Source organism: Zoogloea sp. JDB1 (genome assembly GCF_056724025.1).
This window is the reverse complement of sequence record NZ_CM161496.1, coordinates 2,430,985-2,454,636: the sequence shown is the minus strand read 5'-3', so window position 1 is coordinate 2,454,636 and position 23,652 is coordinate 2,430,985. Positions and strand designations below refer to the sequence as shown.

21 protein-coding genes are annotated in these 23,652 nt (G+C 65.2%); 12 read left to right on the top strand and 9 right to left on the bottom strand.

The genetic code is table 11. The annotated features are described in order from the left end of the window. Positions 1 to 137: 137 nt before the first annotated feature. Entirely contained in the window at positions 138 to 2,228 is a 2,091-nt protein-coding gene (locus AC1PPK_RS10980; RefSeq protein ID WP_481117857.1) for a methyl-accepting chemotaxis protein, read from the bottom strand. Positions 2,229 to 2,474: 246 nt separating this feature from the next. On the opposite strand from AC1PPK_RS10980, the gene moaA reads away from it, so the two are divergent. The 6 genes from moaA (at position 2,475) to pabB (ending at position 9,552) form a co-directional block, all read left to right on the top strand. After that, positions 2,475 to 3,563: a GTP 3',8-cyclase MoaA gene (gene moaA, locus AC1PPK_RS10975; RefSeq protein ID WP_481117856.1), complete on the top strand. Its 1,089-nt coding sequence runs from the start codon at positions 2,475 to 2,477 to the stop codon at positions 3,561 to 3,563. A gap of 1 nt (position 3,564) precedes the next feature. Next, complete coding sequence (gene mobA, locus AC1PPK_RS10970; protein WP_481117855.1) at positions 3,565 to 4,170, top strand: molybdenum cofactor guanylyltransferase MobA; 606 nt, start codon at positions 3,565 to 3,567, stop codon at positions 4,168 to 4,170. Next, positions 4,167 to 5,441, top strand: a complete 1,275-nt coding sequence (gene moeA / locus AC1PPK_RS10965; RefSeq protein ID WP_481117854.1) for a molybdopterin molybdotransferase MoeA — start codon at positions 4,167 to 4,169, stop codon at positions 5,439 to 5,441. Before mobA ends, moeA begins: the two co-directional genes overlap by 4 nt. 117 nt (positions 5,442 to 5,558) lie before the next feature. Further along, entirely contained in the window at positions 5,559 to 6,470 is a 912-nt protein-coding gene (locus AC1PPK_RS10960) for a hypothetical protein (protein ID WP_481117853.1), read from the top strand. A 43-nt stretch (positions 6,471 to 6,513) separates the two neighbouring features. After that, positions 6,514 to 7,659, top strand: coding sequence for a polyphosphate kinase 2 (gene ppk2 / locus AC1PPK_RS10955; RefSeq protein ID WP_481117852.1), 1,146 nt, complete (start codon positions 6,514 to 6,516; stop codon positions 7,657 to 7,659). Positions 7,660 to 7,752: 93 nt separating this feature from the next. Then, on the top strand, positions 7,753 to 9,552 hold the full coding sequence (gene pabB / locus AC1PPK_RS10950) for an aminodeoxychorismate synthase component I (protein WP_481117851.1): 1,800 nt from the start codon (positions 7,753 to 7,755) through the stop codon (positions 9,550 to 9,552). A 72-nt stretch (positions 9,553 to 9,624) separates the two neighbouring features. Here pabB and AC1PPK_RS10945 read toward each other — a convergent pair whose 3' ends face one another. Beyond that, positions 9,625 to 10,374: a hypothetical protein gene (locus AC1PPK_RS10945; RefSeq protein ID WP_481117850.1), complete on the bottom strand. Its 750-nt coding sequence runs from the start codon at positions 10,372 to 10,374 to the stop codon at positions 9,625 to 9,627. Beyond that, positions 10,371 to 11,030, bottom strand: coding sequence for a ParA family partition ATPase (gene parA / locus AC1PPK_RS10940; RefSeq protein ID WP_481117849.1), 660 nt, complete (start codon positions 11,028 to 11,030; stop codon positions 10,371 to 10,373). Before parA ends, AC1PPK_RS10945 begins: the two co-directional genes overlap by 4 nt. A 142-nt stretch (positions 11,031 to 11,172) precedes the next feature. On the opposite strand from parA, the gene AC1PPK_RS10935 reads away from it, so the two are divergent. After that, entirely contained in the window at positions 11,173 to 11,679 is a 507-nt protein-coding gene (locus tag AC1PPK_RS10935) for an O-acetyl-ADP-ribose deacetylase (protein WP_481117848.1), read from the top strand. Here AC1PPK_RS10935 and AC1PPK_RS10930 read toward each other — a convergent pair. Beyond that, positions 11,676 to 12,056, bottom strand: a complete 381-nt coding sequence (locus tag AC1PPK_RS10930; RefSeq protein ID WP_481117847.1) for a hypothetical protein — start codon at positions 12,054 to 12,056, stop codon at positions 11,676 to 11,678. The genes AC1PPK_RS10935 and AC1PPK_RS10930 overlap by 4 nt on opposite strands. A 211-nt stretch (positions 12,057 to 12,267) precedes the next feature. Here AC1PPK_RS10930 and AC1PPK_RS10925 point away from each other — a divergent pair, with 211 nt between their 5' ends. Continuing rightward, on the top strand, positions 12,268 to 13,551 hold the full coding sequence (locus AC1PPK_RS10925) for an O-acetylhomoserine aminocarboxypropyltransferase/cysteine synthase family protein (RefSeq protein WP_481117846.1): 1,284 nt from the start codon (positions 12,268 to 12,270) through the stop codon (positions 13,549 to 13,551). Between the two features lie 56 nt (positions 13,552 to 13,607). Here the strand turns inward: AC1PPK_RS10925 and AC1PPK_RS10920 are convergent, their stop codons facing one another. Next, a complete protein-coding gene (locus tag AC1PPK_RS10920; protein WP_481117845.1) occupies positions 13,608 to 15,050 on the bottom strand; it encodes a hypothetical protein in 1,443 nt (480 codons plus the stop codon). 171 nt (positions 15,051 to 15,221) lie between these two features. Between AC1PPK_RS10920 and AC1PPK_RS10915 the strand changes: the two genes are divergently transcribed. Both AC1PPK_RS10915 and AC1PPK_RS10910 read left to right on the top strand, forming a co-directional pair. Further along, positions 15,222 to 16,016, top strand: coding sequence for a thymidylate synthase (locus AC1PPK_RS10915; RefSeq protein ID WP_481117844.1), 795 nt, complete (start codon positions 15,222 to 15,224; stop codon positions 16,014 to 16,016). 1 nt (position 16,017) lies between these two features. Next, entirely contained in the window at positions 16,018 to 16,518 is a 501-nt protein-coding gene (locus tag AC1PPK_RS10910; protein WP_481117843.1) for a dihydrofolate reductase, read from the top strand. A gap of 93 nt (positions 16,519 to 16,611) precedes the next feature. On the opposite strand, the gene AC1PPK_RS10905 is transcribed toward AC1PPK_RS10910, so the two are convergent. The 4 genes from AC1PPK_RS10905 to apbC form a co-directional block, all read right to left on the bottom strand. Next, positions 16,612 to 18,861 (bottom strand): Orn/Lys/Arg family decarboxylase, encoded by a 2,250-nt coding sequence (locus tag AC1PPK_RS10905; RefSeq protein ID WP_481117842.1) that lies wholly within the window; start codon positions 18,859 to 18,861, stop codon positions 16,612 to 16,614. Positions 18,862 to 18,976: 115 nt separating this feature from the next. After that, positions 18,977 to 19,546 (bottom strand): dCTP deaminase, encoded by a 570-nt coding sequence (gene dcd, locus AC1PPK_RS10900; protein ID WP_079435687.1) that lies wholly within the window; start codon positions 19,544 to 19,546, stop codon positions 18,977 to 18,979. A gap of 88 nt (positions 19,547 to 19,634) precedes the next feature. Next, on the bottom strand, positions 19,635 to 19,829 hold the full coding sequence (locus AC1PPK_RS10895; protein WP_481117841.1) for an NF038104 family lipoprotein: 195 nt from the start codon (positions 19,827 to 19,829) through the stop codon (positions 19,635 to 19,637). Then, complete coding sequence (apbC, locus tag AC1PPK_RS10890) at positions 19,826 to 20,917, bottom strand: iron-sulfur cluster carrier protein ApbC (protein ID WP_481117840.1); 1,092 nt, start codon at positions 20,915 to 20,917, stop codon at positions 19,826 to 19,828. Before apbC ends, AC1PPK_RS10895 begins: the two co-directional genes overlap by 4 nt. Before the next feature lie 169 nt (positions 20,918 to 21,086). Between apbC and metG the strand changes: the two genes are divergently transcribed. Then, positions 21,087 to 23,255, top strand: a complete 2,169-nt coding sequence (gene metG / locus AC1PPK_RS10885; protein WP_481117839.1) for a methionine--tRNA ligase — start codon at positions 21,087 to 21,089, stop codon at positions 23,253 to 23,255. After that, entirely contained in the window at positions 23,252 to 23,533 is a 282-nt protein-coding gene (locus AC1PPK_RS10880; protein WP_481117838.1) for a hypothetical protein, read from the top strand. Before metG ends, AC1PPK_RS10880 begins: the two co-directional genes overlap by 4 nt. Positions 23,534 to 23,652 lie beyond the last annotated feature (119 nt).

The window sequence follows — 23,652 nt, the reverse complement described above, 5'->3', positions numbered from 1 at the left end:
CGCAAGCCGGGAACTGCGCAACCACGCCGCCGTCGATGATTAACGGCTCTACGCTTCGCAAGACCAAGGACCTATCATCGACGCCAGGGGGCATATGGAATATCCACACCCTCCGCGGAAGGCGCCGGCTCATCCACTCACCCCACCCGCCGGGTTCTTTCAGATACCCCGCTCAGCTTGAAACGGGCGACGACTTCCATCAATCCCTGGGCCTGACTTTCCAGACTTTCCGCAGCAGCGGCAGCCTGTTCCACCAATGCGGCATTCTGCTGGGTCACGTCATCCATCCGGGTGATGGCGTGGGTCACCTGCTCGATTCCCTGGCTTTGCTCCCGGCTCGCCTCACTGATCCCGGCCAGCAGTTCGGCCACCTGCCCGAAGGCCGTCACGACCTCCTGCATCGCAGTCCCCGCCTCATCCACCTGCTTCGCGCCACCGGCAACCTTGTCGACGGACACGGCGATCAGCTCCTTGATCTCCCGCGCAGCCACCGCACTACGTTGCGCCAGCGCGCGGACCTCGTTCGCCACTACCGCAAATCCCCGCCCCTGCTCTCCAGCCCGGGCCGCCTCGACGGCGGCGTTCAGCGCCAGGATGTTGGTCTGAAAGGCGATACCGTCGATCACGCCAATGATGTCCGCAATCTTGCTCGAGCTCTCGCGGATATCCGCCATGGTTGCCACGACGCGCTGCACGGCTACTCCGCCGTGCACCACCGCATCGTTGGACTGGCTCGCCAACAGGTTCGCACGCTGGGCGTTGTCGGCGTTCTGCCTGACCGTGGCATTCAATTCCTCCATCGAACTGGCGGTCTCCTCAAGGCTGCTGGCCTGTTCTTCCGTCCTCCGGGACAGATCTGCATTACCAGCGGCAATCTCCTTGGTCGCGGTGTTGATCGCGACCGCAGCGCCCTGCAAGCCACCGATCGCCTCCCGCAGACGCGCCACTGTCGTGTTGGCATCATCTCTCAAGCGACCAAAGTCGCCGTGGTACTCGCCCTCGATCCGCTGGGTAAGGTCGCCACGCGCCAGCGCCTCGAGAATCCGCGACACCTCGCCCAGCCCGACATCGCTGACCTCCATCAGGCGGTTCAGCCCCTCGATCATCCGCCGGAATTCGTGCTGGAAGGCCGCAGTATCGCCCCGCGCCTGGAAGTCGCCATTAGCGGCCGCATCCACCAGCGCCTGAATCTGCGCATTCACGCTGTGCAGCGAGTCCTTCACCCCATCCATGGCTTCGGTGATACGGGCCTGATGACCCGGCAGGCGGTCCATGTCCACCGACAGATCGCCCACCGCGTAGCGCTTGACGACCTCGACCACCTGCCGGCTGACTGCGATGTGGGTCTGCACCAGACCGTTGATCGAGTGGGCCATCGTCCCATAGACCCCTGGAAAACACCCGGCATCGATCCGATGTTCGACCATCCCCCCCTCATGTTGCCGGGCGTTTTCCGCCTGAGCCTCGGCAAACCCTCTGAACATCTCGACCATGCGCTGCATGGATTGCAGCAATTGCCCGGTCTCATCCCGGCTTGCCACCTCGATCCGGTCCGGCAGATTGCCTGCCGCCACCGCCTGGCTGATCGCCACGGCCTGGGCCAGAGGCCGGCTCACACTGCGGCTGATCCGCCAAGCGGCAAACGCACCGATCAGGACCATCAGCGCCGTGGCGGCGCCGAGCCCCCTCTGCGTATATGTCACTTCCGCATCGAAAGCCTGCTGCGCCTGCCGGGTTTCCGCCGACTGCAGCTCCAGGAGCTTCGCAAAAGCCACCCCAATGGGCTTGTCGGCACCGGCAATCGCCTTGTCCACATCGGTCACCGTCGAACCGTTCGCCCGCATATCAACGACCTGCACGATTACCGCCCGATATTTCTGGCTGCCCGCAACAATCTCCTCCAGGACGCGCTGGGCCTCGCTGCTCATCGGCCCCAGGGCTCGATACTCGCCGACGATGCGGTCGATCGCCGCCATGCTGTCGGCGAATTTCTGCGGATAGTCCCCGCCCCGAAGCACCGTATTCTTGAAATGGTGAATGCCGTCACCGAGCGCTACCTGCCCTTGATAAGCAAGCCTCTCCCGCGCCACCATCCGGCCTTCAAATTCGCCGAAACGGGTACGCAGTTCCACGAGGTGGTAAGAAACCGTTATCGCAACGAACAGACCGAGCGCCAGCACAAATCCGAATCCAAGTGCCAGGCGCTTGCCAATCGTCAAGTTGTTCATGATGCATTTTCCTTTGCTGACAGATGCGGCGGATACCGCTCGTCGCGGCGAGCGCCCTGGCCTTAACGGCAGACGGCGGCGTTTTTTGATGTTGCGGTGTGTAGAACACACGACAACCGGCTTGTCCTTCCCCGCACCGCCCTCCATAATTTTTGCAGGAAGGCGCTCAGCGCCTTGCCCCAGAACAAGGCCACAGGCCAATGGGCGTCGTATAACGGCGCCTGCCCGTATCCGTCCCGCACAGAGATGAACCAGAGAGTCATTCCCCTCGCCGACGAGCGCCTGCTCGGGCAACTGCCCAAGATCCCGCGGGAGCTCAACGCACCGACCGGCCACCTGCTCGACAGCCGGGGCCGGCCGGTGCGGGACCTCCGCATCTCGGTCACCGACCGCTGCAACTTCCGCTGCGTCTACTGCATGCCCAAGGCGGTGTTCGACAAGGACTACACCTTCCTGCCGCGGGAATCCCTGCTGTCCTTCGAAGAAATTACCCGCGTGGCCCGCCTCTTCGCCGCCCACGGCGTCAGCAAGATCCGCCTGACCGGCGGTGAGCCGCTGCTGCGCCGCAACCTGGAACAACTCGTCGCCCAGTTGGCCGCCATTCAGGGCATCGAGGTTACACTCACCACCAACGGCGTCCTGCTGCCGAAGAAGGCGGCAGTGCTGAAGGCCGCCGGCCTCAAGCGCGTCACCGTCAGCCTGGACTCCCTCGACGACGACGTCTTCCGCGCCATGAACGACATGGACGTGCCAGTCACCGACGTGCTGAAGGGCATCGACGCCGCCACCGCCGCCGGACTCGGGCCGATCAAGATCAACATGGTCGTCAAGCGCGGCCTCAACGACCACGAGATCCTGCCGCTGGCCCGCCATTTCCGCGGCAGCGGCCACATCCTGCGTTTCATCGAGTTCATGGACGTGGGCAGCTCCAACGGCTGGCGCATGGACGACGTGGTGCCGTCGGCCGAAGTCGTCCGGCGCATCCACGCCGAGTTCCCGCTGGAGCCTGTCGACCCCAACTACACCGGCGAGGTGGCGGAACGCTGGCGCTACAAGGACGGCGCCGGCGAAATCGGCGTGATCTCCTCGGTCACCCAGGCCTTCTGCTCCACCTGTACGCGGGCCCGCCTGTCCACTGAGGGGCGCCTATATACCTGCCTGTTCGCCCAGAGCGGCCACGACCTGCGCACACTGCTGCGCAACGGTCGTAGCGACGCCGAGCTGTCGGCTGCCATCGGCCACATCTGGCAAGGCCGCGGCGACCGCTACTCGGAGATCCGCACCGCCGAGACGGCCGCCCTGCGCAAGATCGAGATGTCCTACATCGGGGGCTGACATGACGCGGCCCAGCAGAGACGATATCACCGGCCTACTCCTCGCCGGCGGCCTGGGGCGCCGCATGGGTGGCATCGACAAAGGGCTGGCCCTGCTCGACGGACAGCCGCTGGCCGCCCACGTGCTGACCCGCCTCGCGCCGCAGGTCGGCGGCGTGCTCATCAACGCCAACCGCAACGGCGAGGTCTACGCCAACCTGGGCGCCGCCGTCATCCCCGACCTGCAGGGTGATTTCGCCGGCCCTCTGGCTGGCCTGGAGGCCGGGCTCACCGCCTGCCGGACGGCTTACCTGGCCTGCGCCCCCTGCGACTCACCCTTCCTGCCGGCCGACCTGGTGCCGCGCCTGGCCGACGCGCTGGCCGCTGGCCAGGCCAGCGTGGCCGTTGCCCGCACCGGCGAACAGCTGCATCCTGTCTTCGCGCTGATGCGCAGCGACGTGCTGGCCGACCTGCAGGCCTTCCTGCACGCCGGCGGACGCCGCATGGAAAGCTGGTTGCAACGCCAGTGCTGGGTGGCCTGCAGCTTCGACGACGAGGCCGAGGCCTTCGCCAACATCAACACGACGGACGAACTCCGCGCCCACCATCCTGGAGATATTCCGCAGTGACGTCCCTGAACCAGCAATTCACCTGCCACGACGCCTACGACCCGAACGCCCTGCCGGTCGCCGTCGGTCGCCAGTTGATCCTCGACGCGGTGGCGCCGATCGAAGGCGTCGAACACCTGCCGCTCCGCGAGGCCCTCGGCCGCGTGCTGGCCGAGGCGGTCATCTCGCCGATCGATGTCCCCGCCCACGACAACTCGGCGATGGACGGTTACGGGCTGCGCGGCACAGACCTGCCAGGCGACCGCGAAACGACGCTGCAGGTCGTTGGCAGCGCCTACGCCGGCCGCCCCTTCCCACGAGCCATCGGCCCCGGCGAAGCGGTCCGCATCATGACCGGCGCCGTGCTGCCCAACGGCGTGGACACCGTGGTGATGCAGGAAGTCGTCACCAGCCTCGACGATCAGATCACGATCCCGGCCGGCCAACGTGCCGGTCAGAACGTGCGCAGAGCCGGGGAGGATCTGCGCACCGGCGTCCCCGCGCTGGCCGCCGGCAAGCTCCTGCGCCCCGCCGAACTGGGCCTGATCGCCTCCCTCGGCATCAGCGAGGTCAGCGTACGGAGGCGCCTGCGGGTCGCCATCTTCTCCACCGGCGACGAAGTCGTACCGCTCGGCACCATCGCCCGCGAGGGCGAGATCTTCGATAGCAACCGGTACACACTGTTCGGCATGCTCACCCGCCTCGGCGTCGAGGTCATCGACCTGGGCGTGGTGCGCGACGACCCGCTGGCGCTGGAAGGCTGCTTCCGCGAAGCTGCGTCGATCGCTGATGTGGTCATCACCAGCGGCGGTGTGTCGGTCGGCGAAGCGGACTTCACCCGCGGCATGATGGCCAAGCTCGGCGAAGTGCTGTTCTGGAAGATCGCCATGAAGCCCGGCCGGCCGATGGCCTTCGGACGGATCGGCGCGGGTGGCGACGCCGCCTGGCTGTTTGGCCTGCCCGGCAATCCGGTCGCAGTGATGGTGACCTTTTACCAGTTCGTCCGCCCGGCCCTGCTGCGCCTGGCCGGCGTCGACACCCCAGGCCTGCCGCCCGAACTGCGCGCCCTGTGCACCGTATCAATCCGCAAGGGCCGCGGACGCACCGAGTTCCTGCGCGGCGTGCTTTGTGCGGAAGACGGCGAATGGAAGGTACGGACCACCGGCGCCCAGGGCTCGGGCATCCTGCGCTCGATGACCGAGGCCAACTGTTTCATCGTGCTGGGCCCCGAGCAGGGCGACGTGGCGGCCGGTGACGACGTGACTGTACAAATTCTGGACGGATTAGTCTGAGACCGTGATGCAGCTGACGGGAAATTACAGAGGGGTTGCATTGGGCACTATTTTCTAGTGCAGAATTTCACCTTTGCAGTTTCCAGGCTGCTTCCGAACAACTGCCAAGAGCGGACCATGAACACCAACGTTCCCGAAGGCACCAAGCAGATCGTCGACGGACGAGAACGGGTCTTCTACTCCGGTTACTGGGTCAAGACCTACCAGGTACCCGAGGACACCCTCCAGGCCAAGCGCAAGCTGATCGGCGCCCTCACGCGCCGCCTGTTCAATCACGTTGAGCACGGACTCAATATCCCTGGCAGCCGTCTGACCGAGGCCCGCAAGAGCTACGAGGAAGAAGCGAACGAAGACCGGCGCCGGGTCAAGGGCGCCATGCTGGCCGGCGCGCTGTTCAACCGGGCGGCGGACATCTTCACCAAGCTGGTGGAGCTGCAGAGTGTCGGCATCGAGATCCAGTCCGACAACGCCCTGATGCGCGAATGCGGGCGCTGCCTTCAGGAAGCTCTTGGCCTCGGCCGGCTGGTCCTGCACCGCTCCGGCGAGGAAGGCATCGACGAACTGTGGGGCGAACCCTTCAAAGCCTTCTCGATCCCGCTGGAAGACTTCTACGAAAGCCGCTACGTCAAGATCGGCATGACCCTGCGCGACGTGGACCGGATTGCCGACGCGATGGTCGAGACCTTCGAGCCGCTCCCCTGTTTCACGGGTATCGAGCCCCATGTCCGCGCCTTCGCCCGGGCCGCACAGGTCAAGACCGAAACCCTGCGCACCGACCCGGACATCTTCGACATCTGGACGAGCTTCGTGACGGCCGCCGAGCGCCTGTGCGGCCACTTCAACGAAGCCGCCATGCCCTCCAACATGGAAGATCAACACGTGGTCGCCGATGGCCGCCTGCTGATCCAGCAAGGGCGGGATCTAGTCAGTTACATCACCCGTGCGCGGACGCCGATGCCCAAGAGCACCACCGACTATATCGAGCGCTGCAAGGCCTACGCCGAACGCTGTGCTCGCCTGGCGGGCTGAACGCAAGCGCATCCGCCCTCGCCTTCCATCTCCCGAAGAGAATATGGCCATGACCGACAAGAACAACAACACCCCCAGCTCCTCCGGCAAGGGCGCCCGGCGTGTTGCCAGCGGCGACATCGCCCCGCGCAGCACCCCTACCGGCATCGAACGCTTCGTCGTCGACGAAGCCATCGAGGCCGCGCAGGACGCCAAGGCCAGCGCGGTGAGCGATATCGTCGCCACCCTGGCCCGGCACGACGCCCATAGCATCGCCGAAACCCTGCAGGCCATCATGGCCGGGGCGTCGCCCGACGATGCAGCGATCCTGCGCAATGCGCTGCTGGCCGAAGACGAAGCCGTCTATAAGAAACTGCCTTCCCACCCGGACGAGGAACTCGCCGACGGCTGGCGTGAAGGCGGCTACCCGTACAAGAACCTGATGTCGCGCAAGGCTTACGAGAAGCAGAAGTATCGCCTGCAGGTGGAATTGCTCAAGCTGCAGGCCTGGGTCAAGGAGACGGGACAGCGCGTGGTTATCCTCTTCGAGGGCCGCGATGCGGCCGGCAAGGGCGGCACCATCAAGCGCTTCATGGAACACCTCAACCCACGGGGTGCCCGCGTCGTCGCACTGGAAAAGCCCAGCGAGACGGAGCGCGGCCAGTGGTATTTCCAGCGCTACGTGCAGCACCTGCCCACCGCCGGCGAGATCGCGCTGTTCGACCGCTCCTGGTACAACCGGGCGGGCGTCGAGCGTGTGATGGGCTTCTGCAGCCCTGACGAATACCTCGAATTCATGCGCCAGACGCCGGAGTTCGAACGCCATCTGGTGCGCAGCGGCGTGCACCTCATCAAGTTCTGGTTCTCAGTGAGCCAGAAGGAGCAGCGCCGCCGCTTCAAGGAACGCGAGAACCATCCACTCAAGCAGTGGAAACTCAGCCCGGTAGACCTCGCCTCCCTCGACAAATGGGACGACTACACCAAGGCCAAGGAAGCCATGTTCTTCCATACCGACACCGCCGACGCCCCGTGGACGGTGATCAAGTCGGACTGCAAGAAGCGCGCGCGCCTCAACGCAATGCGCTACGTACTCCACAAGTTGCCTTACGCCAACAAGGATCTGGAGCACATCGGCTCGCTGGACCCATTGCTGGTCGGCCGCGCCCACGTGGTGTACGAGCGCGGCGAGCACGCCAGTCCACTGCTGTAACTGCCCTCCGCCCCCTGCCACCTGCACCCGCAGGGGCAGGGAGTAGTCCTTCACGCTTCTGCACGCCGTGCCGCGGCGCAGTAAACTCGGCCCGTGCCCATCGAATCTGCCCTCCCCCCTTTTGCCTTCTTCGATAACAACCTCGACGCCGACGGCGGCGCCTGGCTGCTCACCGGCCTGATCGAGGAAGTCGTCTGCGATCACCCCGACAACTGGCAGGCTTGCCTGCGACGCCTCGACGAAGCGACCCGCAATGACGCCTGGGTCGCGGTGGCCGCCGCCTACGAACTCGGCTACGCCATCGAGCCCCGCTTGCGCCCCTTGCTGCCGGCCGGAAATAGCCCGCTGCTCCAGGCCTGGATCTTCGAGCGTGGCGACTGGCTGGACGCCGCCGCCAGCGAAGCCTGGCTGACCGCCCAGGCCGGCGACGCGCCTTGCGGCGTCGGCGCGCTGCAGGCGAACATCAGCGAAACGGTCTATCTCAAACACATCGAGCGCATCCGCCACTACATCGCCAACGGCGACTGCTACCAGGTCAATTACACCTTTCCGTTCAGCGGCCAGGCCTATGGCGCCCCGGCGGCCCTGTACCAGGCCTTGCGTACCGCCCAGCCGGTCCGCTACGGCGCCTTCATCCGCCACGCCGGCGGCAGCATCCTGTCGCGCTCGCCGGAGCTGTTCCTGGAACGCCGCGGAACAAAGCTCAGCAGCCTGCCGATGAAGGGCACCGCACCGCGCCATGCCGACCCGACCACCCTCAGCACGTCCGAGAAGGACCGCGCCGAGAACGTGATGATCGTGGACCTGATCCGCAACGACATGGGCCGGCTGGCCCCCGCCGGCGGCGTGCGGGTGGACGAACTCTTCCAGGTCGAGCCCTACCCGACGGTGTGGCAGATGATCTCCCGCGTCGTCGCCGAACCGGTCATCGCCGGGCTGGCGGAGATCTTCCGCGCCTTGTTCCCCTGCGGCTCGATCACCGGCGCACCGAAGATCCGCGCGATGGAGATCATCCGCGAACTGGAGGCGAGCCCCCGCGGCGTGTATTGCGGCGCGCTGGGCTTCATCCGCCCCGGCGGCGATTTTCGCCTGAGCGTGCCGATCCGCACGCTGCTGGTGGATACGGACGGCCAGGCGAAACTCAACGTAGGCAGCGGCGTGGTCTACGATTCGAGCCCGGCCGGGGAGTGGGCGGAATGCCATCTGAAGGCGCGTTTCCTGACCGCCCTGCCAACGCCGCTGCGACTGATCGAAACCCTGCGCTACGCGCCGTCAGAAGAAAAGGCCTTCTCCTTCCTCCCCGAACACCTGGAACGCCTGGCGGACTCTGCCCGCTGGTTCGGCTTCCCCTTCGATGCCGGCGCCTTTCGCCGGGCGCTCTCCAGCGTCAATGGAGACACACCGCTGCGGGTCCGCATCACCCTCGGCCAGCAGGGCGACCTCCGCGTCGAGACCGCCCCGCTCAGTGCGGGCGCGCCTGCCGAAACACCGACGGTGGTGCTATCGCCCCATCGGATTCGCAGCGACGATCCACTGCTGCGCCACAAGACCACCGCTCGCCGGCTCTACGACCAGGAACTCGCGCGGGTCATGGGTGAAGGCCACTTCGACGCGCTGTTCCTGAATGAACGGGGGGAGCTGGCCGAAGGCGCACGCAGCAACCTGTTCGTACAGAAGAATGGGGAATTGCTGACGCCGCCACAGAAGGCAGGGCTGCTCAATGGCGTCCTGCGACGCCACCTGCTACAGGAAGGCCGCGCGCGGGAAGCCCGGCTGACCGTGGAGGATCTGCACCAGGCCGAAGCCCTCTTCGTCGGCAACGGTCTGCGCGGACTCATCCGCGTGCAGTTCGCGCCCTGCGCGTGCGGGCTTGATCACCCGGCAGGCGACTGAGCCATCCCGGGCGGACAGCATCCCTCAACTAGAAGCCGCCCCGGCGTTCACCGGGGACGGCCGTAGAACACCTTACTTCGCGCTCTTGCCCTTCGGGACCACCGACAGGCGCTCCACCAGCGCACGGGTACCGGCGGGGGATTCCTTCAGCAGAAGCTGCACACCCGCGCGCAGCAGTTCGGACTTGGTGCAGATCCGACCAGCCTTGGCCAGCGTCTCGCGGAGGGTCTTGAGCTGGGCGTGCTCGCTCTTGGGCATCGAGAAGGAATCGCGCACGACCTTCTCGCGACTGGCCTTGACCGGCTTCTCGGCCTTTTCCGCCTTGGCCGGCTTTTCCGCCTTCGCAACCTTGGCGGGCTTCGGCGCCTTCTCGACCTTCTCCGCCTTTTCCAGCTTTGCGGGCTTGTCGGCCTTCACCACCTTGGCCTTCTTGGCCGGAGCCGGCACTTCTGCCACCACGGCCACCGGCTTGTCCTCAGCCTTGGCCTTCACGGCGGGGGCCTTGGCAACCTTGGCGGCAGCCGGCGCACGCTTGGGCGCGGCAGGCTTCGCGGCCCGTACCGGCTTCACGACGGTCTTGGCCGGCGCTTCAGCGGCAACCGCGACGACTGCGGGGGCCTCCACGGGAGCCGGAGCTGCAACCACGACCTCCGGCTTGTTCTCCACCACCGGGGCCGGGGCGGCCGAAGCGGCAACAGCGGGCTCACTCACCACCACGGCCTCCACCTTGGCGGGCGCGACAGGTTCCGGCAGACGCGTTTCGAGGGATTCCGTTTCCTGCTGCAGCGTGGAACGCAGCGCAGACTTGACCTTGCTGTTCATACTTTCTCTCCTGTCAGTTTCAAGACTTCCACAACCAGTTTGTCCACTTCCCGGGCCGCCTCGGCACCGGCGCGACCAAGCTGATACACCGTGCCGCCGATCACCGCGCTCTGCGCGAAAGCATTACGCTGGGACAGGGCCGCACCAAGCACCGGGAGGGTGAAATCGCGCATCACCTCGAGGACATCCCAGGCGAGATTGGTGCGCACCACACGGTTCGGCACCAGCGCCGCCTTGAGCCCCTTGCGACTGGCCTGCACCTGCAGGATCAAGCGCTCGACGCCCTTGGTGGACCACAGATCGGCCGGGCTCGGCACCACCGGCACCAGCGCCACGTCGGCCTCCTGCAGCGCGGCCAGCGTGGCGGCGTGTTCGATGGACGGCGGACAATCGAGCAGAACCATGTCGGCACTCCGCGCCACCTGCTTGACGAAGGCATGCAGGCCCTCGGGCGGCACATTCAGCCGCGACACCTGGGCCGGGAAGCCCTCTACCGCAGACTGGGCCCAACGCAGAGCAGTTTCCTGGGGGTCGAGATCGATGATGGCGACCTTGCGCCCGCTTCGTGCGAGCCCACCCGCCAGTTGCATCGTGAGCGTCGACTTGCCCGCCCCTCCTTTTTGGGACAGGACGGTAATCACCCTTGGCTTGGCCACTCAACCCCCTGATTGCGTAATACCGTATTATTTTTGCGCGAACAGGATCGCTTGGCAAGTCGAAATGAGAACGGCAGGATGGACGCCGCCACAGTCCTAGGCGCCACCATGCCTTGGGCAGGCATCCAACGAGGAGGAAGGAATGAGTGCGAGAATCAGGAGCTGGCAGGGCGACATCACTGCACTGGCCGTCGACGCCATCGTGAATGCGGCCAATTCGTCGCTGCTGGGTGGTGGCGGTGTGGATGGAGCCATCCACCGGGCCGCCGGGCCCGAACTGAGGGCCTACTGTGCCGGCCTCGGCGGCTGTCCCACCGGAGAGGCGCGCATCACGCCGGGATTCCGGCTGGCGGCACGCCATGTGATCCACACCGTCGGCCCAGTGTGGCAGAGAGGCCAGCACGGCGAGGCCGAAGCCCTGGCGGCCTGCTACCGCAACAGCCTGCAACTGGCCGTGACCCACGTCCTGCGGACACTGGCCCTGCCGGCGATCAGTTGCGGCGCCTACGGCTTTCCGCCGCAGGAGGCCGTCCGGATTGCGGTCGCTGCCTGCCGCGCCACGGCAGACGCCAACCCGCTACTGGAAGAAATTGTGCTGGTCGCCTACGACCCGCAGCTCAAAGCATTGCTCGACGCAGCGCTGGCCTAGCACCCCTGTGGGACCAGGCACTGGGAGGCCGCGACCCTGCTGGCACGCGCCGGCGTCCCGCGGCCGTTGCAGACGCGTAGCCCGCGATTTCCCAGCCGCATGCACTGCACGCCGGACTCACTCGGCAGAGCGACCGCGTCGCCGTCCTCCACCTTGTCGATGCGCAGCAATTCGAGAAAACGCCGGGCAGCCTCCCGACAATCGAAAATCGTCAGGCGCCCATCATTGGCGCACAGCCAGCGCCCGTTCAGCGTGATACCGAGGCAGTTGTGGCAACCGCCCGTCAGCGCATGCAGGCGGATTCGCACCTGCCCCAGCAGCGACAGGCGTGCAGCCGCCAGTTCGAGCCACGTGGCGTGGCGTTTCTTGATCTCCATGCTCATCTCCTCCATCTTTTCTTATTTGGCATCCGCCGGCCCTGCAATATCCACATAGGGCAAGGCGCAGCAAGGAGCATTATCTACCAATGCCCGGGGCCTCGGCGAGGTGACGATTCCCGCAACGACCACCGGGAAAACCCGGAGTAGATAAACGGCGTATCATTCGGCGGCTTGATGTAGTGCGCCTGAAAAAACGGAGAAAAACACAATGAAACTGGAAACACTGGCCGTCCATGGCGGCTACAGCCCGGACCCGACCACCAAGGCCGTCGCGGTACCGATCTACCAGACCACGTCCTACGCCTTCGACGACACCCAGCACGGTGCAGATCTGTTCGACCTGAAGGTCGCGGGCAACATCTACACCCGCATCATGAACCCCACCCAGGCGGTGCTCGAAGCCCGCGTGGCGGCGATGGAAGGTGGCATCGCCGGCCTGGCCCTGGCGTCCGGCATGGCCGCCATCAGCTATGCGATCCAGACCATCGCCGAAGCCGGCGACAACATCGTGTCGGCCTCCACGCTGTATGGCGGCACCTACAACCTGTTCGCCCACACGCTGCCGCAGATCGGCATCCATGTGCGCTTTGCCGACTACCGTGATCCAGCCTCCTTCGCGCCGCTGATCGACGAGCGCACCAAGGCAATCTACTGCGAGTCGGTCGGCAACCCGCTGGGCAACATCACCGATTTCGAGCCGCTGGCTGCCATCGCCCACGCCCACGGCATTCCACTGATCGTGGACAACACCGTGCCGTCGCCCTACCTGTGCCGCCCAATCGAGCACGGCGCTGATATCGTGGTGCACTCCCTCACCAAGTACCTGGGCGGCCACGGCAATTCCATCGGCGGCATCATCGTCGACAGCGGCAAGTTCCCATGGGCAGAGCACAAGGAGCGCTTCCGCCGCCTCAACGAGCCGGATGTCTCCTACCACGGCGTCGTGTATACGGAAGCCCTCGGCCCGGCAGCCTACATCGGTCGCGCCCGCGTCGTGCCGCTGCGCAACATGGGTGCCGCGATCAGCCCCTTCAACGCCTTCCTGATCCTGCAAGGCATCGAGACGCTGGCGCTGCGCATGGATCGCATCTGCGAGAACACCCAGAAGGTCGCCGAGTTCCTGAAGGGGCACGCCAAGGTGGCGTGGGTCAATTACGCCGGCCTGCCGGAGCATCCCCACAACGGGCTGGTCCACAAATACATGGGCGGGCGTGCCTCCGGCATCCTCAACTTCGGCGTAAAGAGTGCGGACGATGACGGCAAGGCTGCCGGCGGACGCTTCCAGGACGCCCTCAAGCTGGTGACCCGCCTGGTGAACATCGGTGATAGCAAGAGCCTGGCCTGCCATCCGGCGTCCACCACCCACCGCCAGCTGTCGCCGGAAGAAATGATCAAGGCCGGCGTGTCCGAGGACATGGTGCGCCTGTCCATCGGGATCGAGCACATCGACGACATTCTGGCCGATCTGGACCAAGCCCTGGCGGCAGTCTGATCCCTGCCCGCGGTATCCGGCGCCCTGCTTCAAGCAGGGTGCCGAGTCCGCTCAACTCACGCCAGCTGGCAACCAACGACCTGATAGCCCGGGCCTGCAAGCAAAGCCGGGCCGCTCTGCAACTTGAGCATGCGCGCGCCAAGCTTGACGAAGAGCACGCCACTGCGGATGGTGCCCGGCTCACAGACGATCCTCACCCCCCGCCCCCGCACCGGCGGATCGCACAGGATGCCGTTCCAGCTCCGCGCACCATCATCGAGGATGACGGGCTGCGGATCGTCCGACAGCCGCTGAACGCCGACCGACGCTCCGCCTTTTTCATCCACGCGCACACGCCGGACAACACCCAGCACCCAGCGTCCGTTCTCCCCCAGATGCGCAGCCACCAAGGTCCCGACCCGGCACACCTCGGGGTCTATCACTGTCGCGCGGACGCCGAAACCGTTGCGGCTGGCATCCTGCAGCGTCCAGGCTGCGGCCGGCCTCAGCAGTGCCTCACCGGAAATCAGTGAACGAATGAAGCCCAGCCCCGTCGCCAACGATAGGGCCCCCCCCACCAGATGGCGCCGGAAACGCCGGGTTGGCGGTTGCGCCCCCCAATGCCGGATCAGATGACGGATGGCTGCCGCGACAGTCGAGTCATCCATGCCATCGAAGCCGCGACCGCCGCCTTCGGCGCCCCTCCCCAGTTCCCCAAGAACAGGCATGGCGTCGGCGGGATCGAAATAACGCATCGTCGACGACGGCTCGGTCGGCTGCACCAGGCAACGCCGGGGCGGCGACAGGGCTTCCAGGTCGACTGCGAACAACTGGCCGCGGCCAGGCCTCTGGCGAAGGTCCAGAGCATGCTGTAGATGTCGTACCAGCTTGTCGGTCGCCTCGATACGCTCGGGTGCCAACTGGTCGAGACAAGCACTCTTCATCGCCACCAGCCGCACGAACTCCCGCCGGATCGTCGAACGGGTCTCTCGCCCTTCGCGGACCAGGACCGGGCTGTCCAGCTGATCCTGCTCGCAGGCGGTCCGGTATGCTTCACCAGCCCGCCGCCAAGTGTCCTCCGACAGCTCCTGATAATCGAAAGCCGCCCACTTCATCTCTCCGTTGGCACAGCGCACCGAACGCAGCAGTATCTCGAGCCGCTGATCAGGCTCAAGTTCCTCTTCGGGCGATGCCAGCACGAGTTCATAGGCACGCCCGAGACTGGCGTGGAAATCCTGGCCGAGAGCCTTGTAGCGCACACTGCGCGCACCGAGGACATTGGAGAGATAGAGGCTGGCGGTCTGCCGCAGATGGGGCTGCGCGGCTTCATCGAGCTGCACCACGAGGCGAGCCAGTTCGGCCGGCGGCACAAGCGCTTCGTAATGAAAGGAGTCCAGCCAACGAATCAGCTCTATCAGCGCAGCCGGTGCCGCACCGGACGCGATCCCGCCAAGCACGCGCTTCAGCGACTCGGGCTGCTGGAGCGGGTGCGCCTCCGCGGCAACAGAATCAAGCACCATGACGACCGCCCTCTCTCCCGTTACGGCCATGCCGAAAAATTAGGTTCCTTGCGCGCGGCGATGGTAGCACAAAGGGCTTGGCGCCTCGCCCGCCCCACAGTCCCCGAATCGTGGAAAGCCCCACCCCCGCCCCCCGAAGGTATCGGTTAAGATTCAGGCTTTTGGCGCCCCATGCGACAGTACCTCGAACTCATGCGCCACGTGGCGGAACGCGGCCACCGCAAGGACGACCGCACCGGCACCGGCACCCTCTCCGTCTTCGGCTGGCAGATGCGTTTCGATCTCGCCGAAGGCTTCCCGCTGCTCACCACAAAAAAGCTGCACACCCGCTCGATCATCCACGAGCTGCTGTGGTTCCTCCGCGGCGACACCAACATCCAGTACCTGAAGGACAACAAGGTTTCCATCTGGGACGAGTGGGCCGATGAAAACGGCGAGCTCGGCCCGGTGTACGGCAAGCAGTGGAGGCGCTGGGAAACCCCCGACGGGCGCAGCATCGACCAGATCGCCCAGCTCATCGAGGCGCTCAAGAAGAACCCGGACTCCCGCCGCCACATCGTGTCGGCCTGGAACCCGTCCGAGGTGGATCGCATGGCCCTGCCGCCGTGCCACGCCCTGTTCCAGTTCTACGTCGCCGGCGGCAAGCTGTCCTGCCAGCTGTACCAGCGCAGCGCTGACATCTTCCTCGGCGTGCCTTTCAACATCGCCAGCTACGCGCTGCTGACGATGATGGTGGCCCAGGTGTGCGGCTACGAGCTCGGCGATTTCGTATGGACCGGCGGCGACTGCCACCTCTACGTGAATCACCTGGAACAGACCCAGCTGCAGTTGTCCCGCGAACCGCGCGCACTTCCGACGATGCGCATCAACCCGGACGTGAAGAACATTTTCGACTTCAAGATCGAGGACTTCACGCTGGAAGGCTACGACCCGCATCCGCACATCTCCGCGCCGGTGGCGGTCTGACATGGCGCGCCCGCTGCTCGCGCTGATCGCCGCCTGCGCCCGCGGCGGCGTCATCGGCATCGAAAACCGCCTGCCCTGGCACCTGCCGGAGGACATGAAGTTCTTCCGCGAGACCACCCGCGGCAAGCCGGTGATCATGGGCCGCAAGACCTGGGAATCCCTACCCGACGCCTTCCGCCCTCTGCCCGGCCGGCTGAACATCGTGGTCAGCCGCAACCCGGACTTCCAGGCCGCCGGTGGCCAGGTCGTCACCAGCCTGGAAGCCGCGTTAGCCGCGGCCGGCAACGCGGAGATCGCCTTCGTGATCGGCGGCGCCGAGCTCTATCGCCAGGCCCTGCCGCTGGCCGACCGCCTGCTGCTCACCGAGATCGACCGGGATTACACCGGTGACGCCTTCTTCCCGGATTTCGACCGCAGTGTCTGGCGGGAAGCTTCCCGCCAGACCCAGGTGGCCGAATCGGGCCTGCCCTTTGCCTTCGTCAGCTACGAACGAAACGCCTGAGCCACGCCGCGGGCAAGGCGCAACAGCCTGCTCCACAATAAAAAACGCCGCGGTTTCAGCCGCGGCGTTTTTTTATTTGAGGCTCGGCAGGACTCAGCCGCGCACGCAATCCACGTAGTAATGGATGCGCCCGTCGCGCTCTTCCTTCACGAGGCCATGGACGTCGGTCTCGAAGCCCGGGAAGCGGTCGTTGAACTCCCGCGCGAAGCGCAGGTACTGGACCACGGTCTTGTTGAAACGTTCTCCCGGAATCAACAGCGGGATGCCCGGCGGATACGGGGTCAGCAGCACGCTGGTGACGCGGCCTTCCAGTTCGTCGATGGGCACCCGCTCGATTTCCCGGTGCGCCATCTTGGCGAAGGCGTCGGCCGGCTTCATCGCCGGAACCATATCCGACAGGTACATCTCGGTGGTCAGGCGGGCCACGTCGTTCTGCTTGTAGATGTCGTGGATCTGCTGGCACAGGTCGTGCAGGCCGATGCGCTCGTAGCGCGGGTGCTTGGCGATAAACTCGGGCAGCACGCGCCACAGGGGCTGGTTCTTGTCGTAGTCGTCCTTGAATTGCTGCAGCGCGGTCAGCAGCGTGTTCCAGCGGCCCTTGGTGATGCCGATGGTGAACATGATGAAGAACGAGTACAAGCCAGTCTTCTCGACGATGACGCCGTGCTCGGCCAGGTACTTGGTGACGATCGCCGCAGGGATGCCGAAGTCGTCGGCGAAATCGCCGTCCACGTCGAGGCCCGGGGTAATAATGGTGGCCTTGATCGGGTCGAGCATGTTGAAGCCCGCCGCGATGTTGCCGAAACCGTGCCAGCGCTCGGAGTCGCGCAGCATCCATTCTTCACGATCGCCCACACCTTCGTCGGCGAGGTCGTCGGGGCCCCACACCTTGAACCACCAGTCGACGCCCCACTCCTCGTCCACCTTGCGCATCGCGCGGCGGAAGTCGAGGGCTTCGGCCAGGGACTCCTCAACCAGCGCGGTACCGCCCGGGGCCTCCATCATCGCCGCCGCCACGTCGCAGGACGCGATGATGGAGTACTGCGGCGACGTGGACGAGTGCATCAGGTAAGCCTCGTTGAAGATGTCCCGGTCCAGCCTGCGGGTCTGGGAATCCTGCACGAGGATCTGCGAGGCCTGGGACAGGCCGGCCAGCAGCTTGTGGGTGGACTGGGTCGAGAACACCATCGACTCGCTGCAGCGCGGGCGGTCGGCACCCATCGCGTGGTAGTCGCCGTAGAAGTCATGGAAGGCCGCGTGGGGCAGCCAGGCCTCGTCGAAGTGCAGGGTATCGATCTCGCCGTCCAGCATCTCCTTGATGGTCTCCACGTTGTAGAGGATGCCGTCGTAGGTGGACTGGGTGATCGTCAGGATGCGCGGCTTCTTGTCCTTCACAGCGCGGGCAAAGGGATTGGCCTCGATCTTGCGGCGGATGTTGTCGAGCTTGAACTCGTCCAGCGGGATCGGCCCGATGATGCCGAAGTGGTTGCGGGTCGGCGTCAGGAACACCGGGATCGCCCCGGTCATGATGATCGAGTGGAGGATCGACTTGTGGCAGTTGCGGTCCACCACCACGATGTCGTCCGGCGCCACCGTGGAGTGCCACACCATCTTGTTGGAGGTGGACGTACCGTTGGTGACGAAGTACAGATGATCGGCGTGGAAGATCCGTGCCGCATTCCGCTCGGAAGCCGCCACCGGGCCGGTGTGGTCGAGCAGCTGGCCGAGTTCGTCCACTGCGTTGCAGACGTCAGCGCGCAGCATGTTCTCGCCGAAGAACTGATGGAACATCTGGCCCACCGGGCTCTTCAGGAAGGCGACCCCGCCGGAGTGGCCGGGGCAATGCCAGGAGTACGAGCCATCGGCCGCATAATGGGTCAGCGCGCGAAAAAATGGCGGCGGCAGGGAATCCAGGTAGGCACGGGCCTCCCGCACGATGTGGCGGGCGACGAACTCCGGCGTGTCCTCGAACATGTGGATGAAGCCATGCAGTTCGCGCAGCACATCGTTCGGGATGTGGCGGGAGGTCCGGGTTTCGCCGTACAGGAAGATCGGAATATCCGCATTGCGGAAACGGATTTCCTCAACGAAGGCGCGCAGATCGGCAATCGCCTTTTCGGTGGCTTCTGGAGACGAGAATTCCTCATCGTCGATGGACAGGATGAAGGCCGACCCACGGCTCTGCTGCTGGGCGAAGGACGCCACGTCACCGTAGCTGGTCACCCCCAGCACGTGCGGGCCTTCCTTCTCGATGGCTTCCGCCAGGGCCCGGATACCCAGCCCGGACGTGTTTTCCGAACGGAAGTCCTCGTCGATGACGATGACCGGAAAATTGAAGCGCATGCTTGACTCCTCGATGCCCGATTTTCGGCCCGGGCGGATCAACAAAAAGCGTTGGGCGGACTTGCGTGCCTGCGCATAGTCCGCCCGATGTCCACGACGTTACAACAGAAATATTTCAGATCTTCGGCAGCGTCACGCCGGTCTGGCCGAGATACTTGCCGCCGCGGTCCTTGTAGGACGTGGCGCAGATCTCGTCCGATTCGAAGAACAGCATCTGGGCGACGCCTTCATTGGCGTAGATCTTGGCCGGCAGCGGCGTGGTGTTGGAGAACTCCAGTGTCACGTGGCCTTCCCACTCGGGCTCGAGCGGCGTCACGTTGACGATGATCCCACAGCGCGCATAGGTGGACTTGCCCAGGCACACGGTCAGCACGCTACGCGGGATGCGGAAGTACTCAACGGTGCGTGCCAGCGCGAAGGAGTTCGGCGGAATGATGCACACATCGCCGGTGAAATCCACGAAGTTGCGCTCGTCGAAGTTCTTCGGATCGACGATCGTGGAGTTGATGTTGGTGAAGATCTTGAATTCGTTGGCGACGCGCACGTCGTAGCCGTAGCTCGATGTCCCGTAGGACACGATCTTGCCGCCCTCATTCTGGCGCACCAGTTCGGGGGCAAACGGTTCGATCATGCGCGCATCGCCTTCCGCCATGCGGCGAATCCACTTGTCCGATTTGATGCTCACGCGAGGGCCCCTGCACAAAAACGCGCATTCTACATGCAGAGGCCCGCCGTAGAGACGTCAATTGCAGGCGTTGATGCAATGCCGCAAATTACTTCTTCTTTTCCTCATCCGGGTCGTCCTTGACTACGTCGTAGATCCCCTTGCCGACCTTGAACGGCACCTTCACGACTTCAACGCCGACGTCCACCGCCGTACCGACGACGGTGCCCACCACACAGCCGCCCAGGCCCATGCAAGCGGTCGCCAGAAGGCCGGCCGCCAGACTCCGAGTCAGGGCGCTCACGTGTTCTGCACCACGATGCTGGGGAACTTGTGACTCATGTCCTTGGCCCGTTCGGCGATGCTGATCGCCACCTTGCGGGCGATGCCCTTGTAGATCTCCGCCACGCGGCCGTCCGGATCGGCGACCACCGTCGGCACACCGCTGTCCACTTCCTGGCGGATCTGGATGTCAAGGGGTAGCGCCCCGAGGAAAGGCACGCCGTAGTCGGCGCACATGGCCTGACCACCACCGGTGCCGAAGATATGCTCCTCGTGACCGCAGTTGGAGCAGATGTGGATGCTCATGTTCTCGACGATGCCGATGATCGGTACGCCAACCTTCTCGAACATCTTGAGCCCCTTGCGGGCGTCCAGCAGCGCGATGTCCTGCGGCGTGGTGACGATCACCGCGCCGGTCACCGGCACGGTCTGGGACAGGGTCAGCTGGATGTCGCCGGTGCCCGGCGGCATGTCGATGACCAGATAGTCCAGTTCGTCCCAGTTGGTCTCCTTCAGCAACTGCTGCAGCGCCCCGGTGGCCATCGGGCCGCGCCACACCATCGGCGTTTCCACGTCCACCAGGAAGCCGATGGACATCACCTGCAGGCCATGGGCGTGCAGCGGCTGCATGGTCTTGCCGTCAAGGGAATCGGGGCGCTGGCCGCCGATACCCAGCATCTGCGGCTGGGACGGACCGTAGATGTCGGCATCCAGCATGCCGACGCGGGCGCCTTCGGCCGCCAGCGCGAGGGCCAGGTTGACCGCGGTGGTGCTCTTGCCGACGCCGCCCTTGCCGGACGCCACGGCGATGATGTTCTTCACGCCGGGCAGCAGCTTGACGCCCTGCTGTACCGCGTGGGCGACGATCTTGCTATGTACGTTGGCACTCACGTTGCCAACGCCGGGCAGGATCTTGACCTGGGCGATCAGCGCCTGGCGGATCGCGTCGATCTGGGTCTGCGCCGGGTAGCCCAGCTCGATGTCGAAGGACACGTCGGCACCGCTCACGCGCAGGTTCTTCACCAGGCGGGAGGAGACGTAGTCCTTGCCGGTATTGGGATCGACGAACTGCTTCAGGCAGTCGAGGACACTCTGGTCGGTAAGGCTCATGGTATCGGGGGCCGGCGAGCGGCGGAAAAATGAAAACATGGTGAACGTCACACGGGGCGGGATAAACCCGAGTAATTTTGTCCAGTTTACCAAAACGGGCAGGCTCCGCGAGGGCGGAATCGCTTTGCTAGAATGCCGGATTCAGAACAATCGTGCATCAGGCCCATCCATGACCCCCCCGCGCAAGATCCTCGTCACCAACGCTCTGCCCTACGCCAACGGCGACATCCACCTCGGTCACCTGGTCGGCTACATCCAGGCCGACATCTGGGTGCGCTACCAGCGCATGCGCGGCAACCTGGTGCACTATGTCTGCGCGGACGACACCCATGGCACGCCGGTCATGCTGCGCGCCGAAAAGGAAGGCCTGACGCCCGAGCAACTGATCGACCGCGTGCATGGCGAACACTCCCGCGACTTCCGCGATTTCAGCGTCGAGTTCGACAACTACCACTCCACCCACAGCGGCGAGAACCGCTGGTACGCCGAGGACATCTACACCCGTCTGCGCGACCAGGCCAAGCTCATCGACACCCGCGCCATCGAGCAGTTCTACGACCCGGTCAAGGAAATGTTCCTGCCCGACCGCTTCATCAAGGGCGAGTGCCCCAAGTGTGGCGCAGCCGACCAGTACGGCGACAACTGTGAGGCCTGCGGCGCCGCCTACGCCCCGACCGAACTGAAGAACCCGTACTCCGCGGTGTCCGGCGCCAAGCCGGTGCTGAAGACCTCCGAGCACTACTTCTTCCGCCTGTCCGACCCGCGCGCCGTCGAGTTCCTGCGCGAATGGACCCAGGGCGTCACGCCCGACGGCGAGCGCCGCCTGCAGGCCGAAGCCGCCAACAAGATGAAGGAATGGCTCGGTGAGGCCGGCGAGAACAAGCTGTCCGACTGGGACATCTCCCGCGACGCGCCCTACTTCGGCTTCGAGATCCCCGGCGCCCCCGGCAAGTATTTCTACGTGTGGCTGGACGCACCTATCGGCTACTTCGCCAGCTTCCGCAACCTGGCCACCCGCCGCAAGGACATCGACGTCGCCGACTACACAGAGGCCGGCCCCGCCGCCGCCACGGGCACCGAACTGATCCACTTCATCGGCAAGGATATCCTGTACTTCCACGCGCTGTTCTGGCCCGCAATGCTGCACTTCGCCGGCTACCGCACGCCGACCCAGCTGTGCGTCAACGGCTTCCTGACCGTGGACGGCGCTAAGATGAGCAAGAGCCGCGGCACCTTCATCACCGCCCGCTCCTACACTGAGCAGAAGCTCAACCCGGAGTGGCTGCGCTACTACTTCGCCGGCAAGTCCAACGGCACCATGGAAGACGTGGACCTCAACCTCGACGACATGATCGCCAAGGTCAATTCCGATCTGGTCGGCAAGTTCGTCAACATCGCCAGCCGCTGCGCCGGCTTCATCGCCAAGCGCTTCGACGGCAAGCTCGGCGCCCATGACAGCGCCGCCGCCCTCGACTGGAACCTGACCGAGATCACTGCCGCCTACGAGACCCGCGACTTCAGCCGCGCACTGCGCAAGATCATGGAGTTCGCCGACCTGGCCAATAGCTACGTCAACGACAACAAGCCCTGGGAGCTGGCCAAGCAGGAAGGCCAGGAAGCCCGCCTGCACGTCGTGTGCACCACCGCCATCAACATCTTCAAAGCCCTCACCGGCCTGCTCAAGCCGGTTCTGCCGACGCTGGCGGCCCAGGTCGAAGCCTTCCTGGCGATCGCACCGCTGAGCTGGGACAACCTGCTGGCCCCCCTGCCCGCCGGCCACGCCATCGGCGTCTACAGCCACCTGATGACCCGCATCGAGCGCAAGCAGGTGGACGCGCTCCTCGAAGCCAACCGGGACTCCCTGGCCCCCGCCGCCGTGGCCGATGCCAAGCCCTCCAAAGCCACGAAAAACGGCAAGGACGCCCATTCCGAGCAGCGCCACGCCCAGCACCAGGCCCACGTGGCCGCCACCGAAGCCGAGCAGGCCGCGGAAACCGAGCCCTTCATCTCCATCGACGATTTCGGCAAGGTGGACCTGCGCATCGCCAAAATCGTCTCCGCCGAGCACGTCGAAGGCGCCGCCAAGCTGCTGCGCCTCCAGCTCGACATTGGCGAGGAGCGCCCGCGCCAGGTCTTCGCTGGCATCAAGAGCGCCTACGATCCGGCCACGCTGGTCGGCCGGCTGACCGTGATGGTCGCCAATCTGGCCCCGCGCAAGATGAAGTTCGGCCTGTCCGAAGGCATGGTGCTTGCGGCCTCCGACAGCAACGGCGAAGTCCCGGGCCTCTTCATCCTGTCGCCGGACAGCGGCGCCACTCCGGGCATGCGCGTCAAATGAGCGCCTCGCCCCTGCCCCGCCTGACCCCGGCCTTCTGGGCCTGGGCGGCCATCGACATGATCGGCGTACTGGTCCTCGCACTGGGCGCGGCCTACCTCATGGAAGACCGCGCGTCGCTGCTGCCAGGCTTTCCCGCCAACAGCCTGCAAGCCTGGATCTGCGTGGGCGGCGGCATCGTTGCCGTCTTCGTGGCGGCGGTGAAGATGCTGGTGGAGGTCATGCACGCCGCCGCGTCCCGTGGCAAACAGGCCGCCAACGACAAGCACTTTTTCCGCTAGACCGAAGGAAACCACAACCATGCCCATGACCGCCCGCAAACGATGGTTCGTCCAACATCGCACCGGGCCCGGTCTCACCCCTCCGCAAGCCGCGCCAGCCGGCGCACACCCGATATTCC

What these genes read in the sequence shown, in the direction of transcription:
- AC1PPK_RS10980 (WP_481117857.1), bottom strand. Translation starts at nt 2,228, where the DNA reads ATGAACAACTTGACGATTGGCAAGCGCCTGGCACTTGGATTCGGATTT.
- moaA (WP_481117856.1), top strand. Translation starts at nt 2,475, where the DNA reads ATGAACCAGAGAGTCATTCCCCTCGCCGACGAGCGCCTGCTCGGGCAA.
- mobA (WP_481117855.1), top strand. Translation starts at nt 3,565, where the DNA reads ATGACGCGGCCCAGCAGAGACGATATCACCGGCCTACTCCTCGCCGGC.
- AC1PPK_RS10960 (WP_481117853.1), top strand. Translation starts at nt 5,559, where the DNA reads ATGAACACCAACGTTCCCGAAGGCACCAAGCAGATCGTCGACGGACGA.
- ppk2 (WP_481117852.1), top strand. Translation starts at nt 6,514, where the DNA reads ATGGCCATGACCGACAAGAACAACAACACCCCCAGCTCCTCCGGCAAG.
- AC1PPK_RS10945 (WP_481117850.1), bottom strand. Translation starts at nt 10,374, where the DNA reads ATGAACAGCAAGGTCAAGTCTGCGCTGCGTTCCACGCTGCAGCAGGAA.
- AC1PPK_RS10935 (WP_481117848.1), top strand. Translation starts at nt 11,173, where the DNA reads ATGAGTGCGAGAATCAGGAGCTGGCAGGGCGACATCACTGCACTGGCC.
- AC1PPK_RS10930 (WP_481117847.1), bottom strand. Translation starts at nt 12,056, where the DNA reads ATGGAGATCAAGAAACGCCACGCCACGTGGCTCGAACTGGCGGCTGCA.
- AC1PPK_RS10925 (WP_481117846.1), top strand. Translation starts at nt 12,268, where the DNA reads ATGAAACTGGAAACACTGGCCGTCCATGGCGGCTACAGCCCGGACCCG.
- AC1PPK_RS10920 (WP_481117845.1), bottom strand. Translation starts at nt 15,050, where the DNA reads ATGGTGCTTGATTCTGTTGCCGCGGAGGCGCACCCGCTCCAGCAGCCC.
- AC1PPK_RS10915 (WP_481117844.1), top strand. Translation starts at nt 15,222, where the DNA reads ATGCGACAGTACCTCGAACTCATGCGCCACGTGGCGGAACGCGGCCAC.
- AC1PPK_RS10910 (WP_481117843.1), top strand. Translation starts at nt 16,018, where the DNA reads ATGGCGCGCCCGCTGCTCGCGCTGATCGCCGCCTGCGCCCGCGGCGGC.
- AC1PPK_RS10905 (WP_481117842.1), bottom strand. Translation starts at nt 18,861, where the DNA reads ATGCGCTTCAATTTTCCGGTCATCGTCATCGACGAGGACTTCCGTTCG.
- apbC (WP_481117840.1), bottom strand. Translation starts at nt 20,917, where the DNA reads ATGAGCCTTACCGACCAGAGTGTCCTCGACTGCCTGAAGCAGTTCGTC.
- metG (WP_481117839.1), top strand. Translation starts at nt 21,087, where the DNA reads ATGACCCCCCCGCGCAAGATCCTCGTCACCAACGCTCTGCCCTACGCC.
- AC1PPK_RS10880 (WP_481117838.1), top strand. Translation starts at nt 23,252, where the DNA reads ATGAGCGCCTCGCCCCTGCCCCGCCTGACCCCGGCCTTCTGGGCCTGG.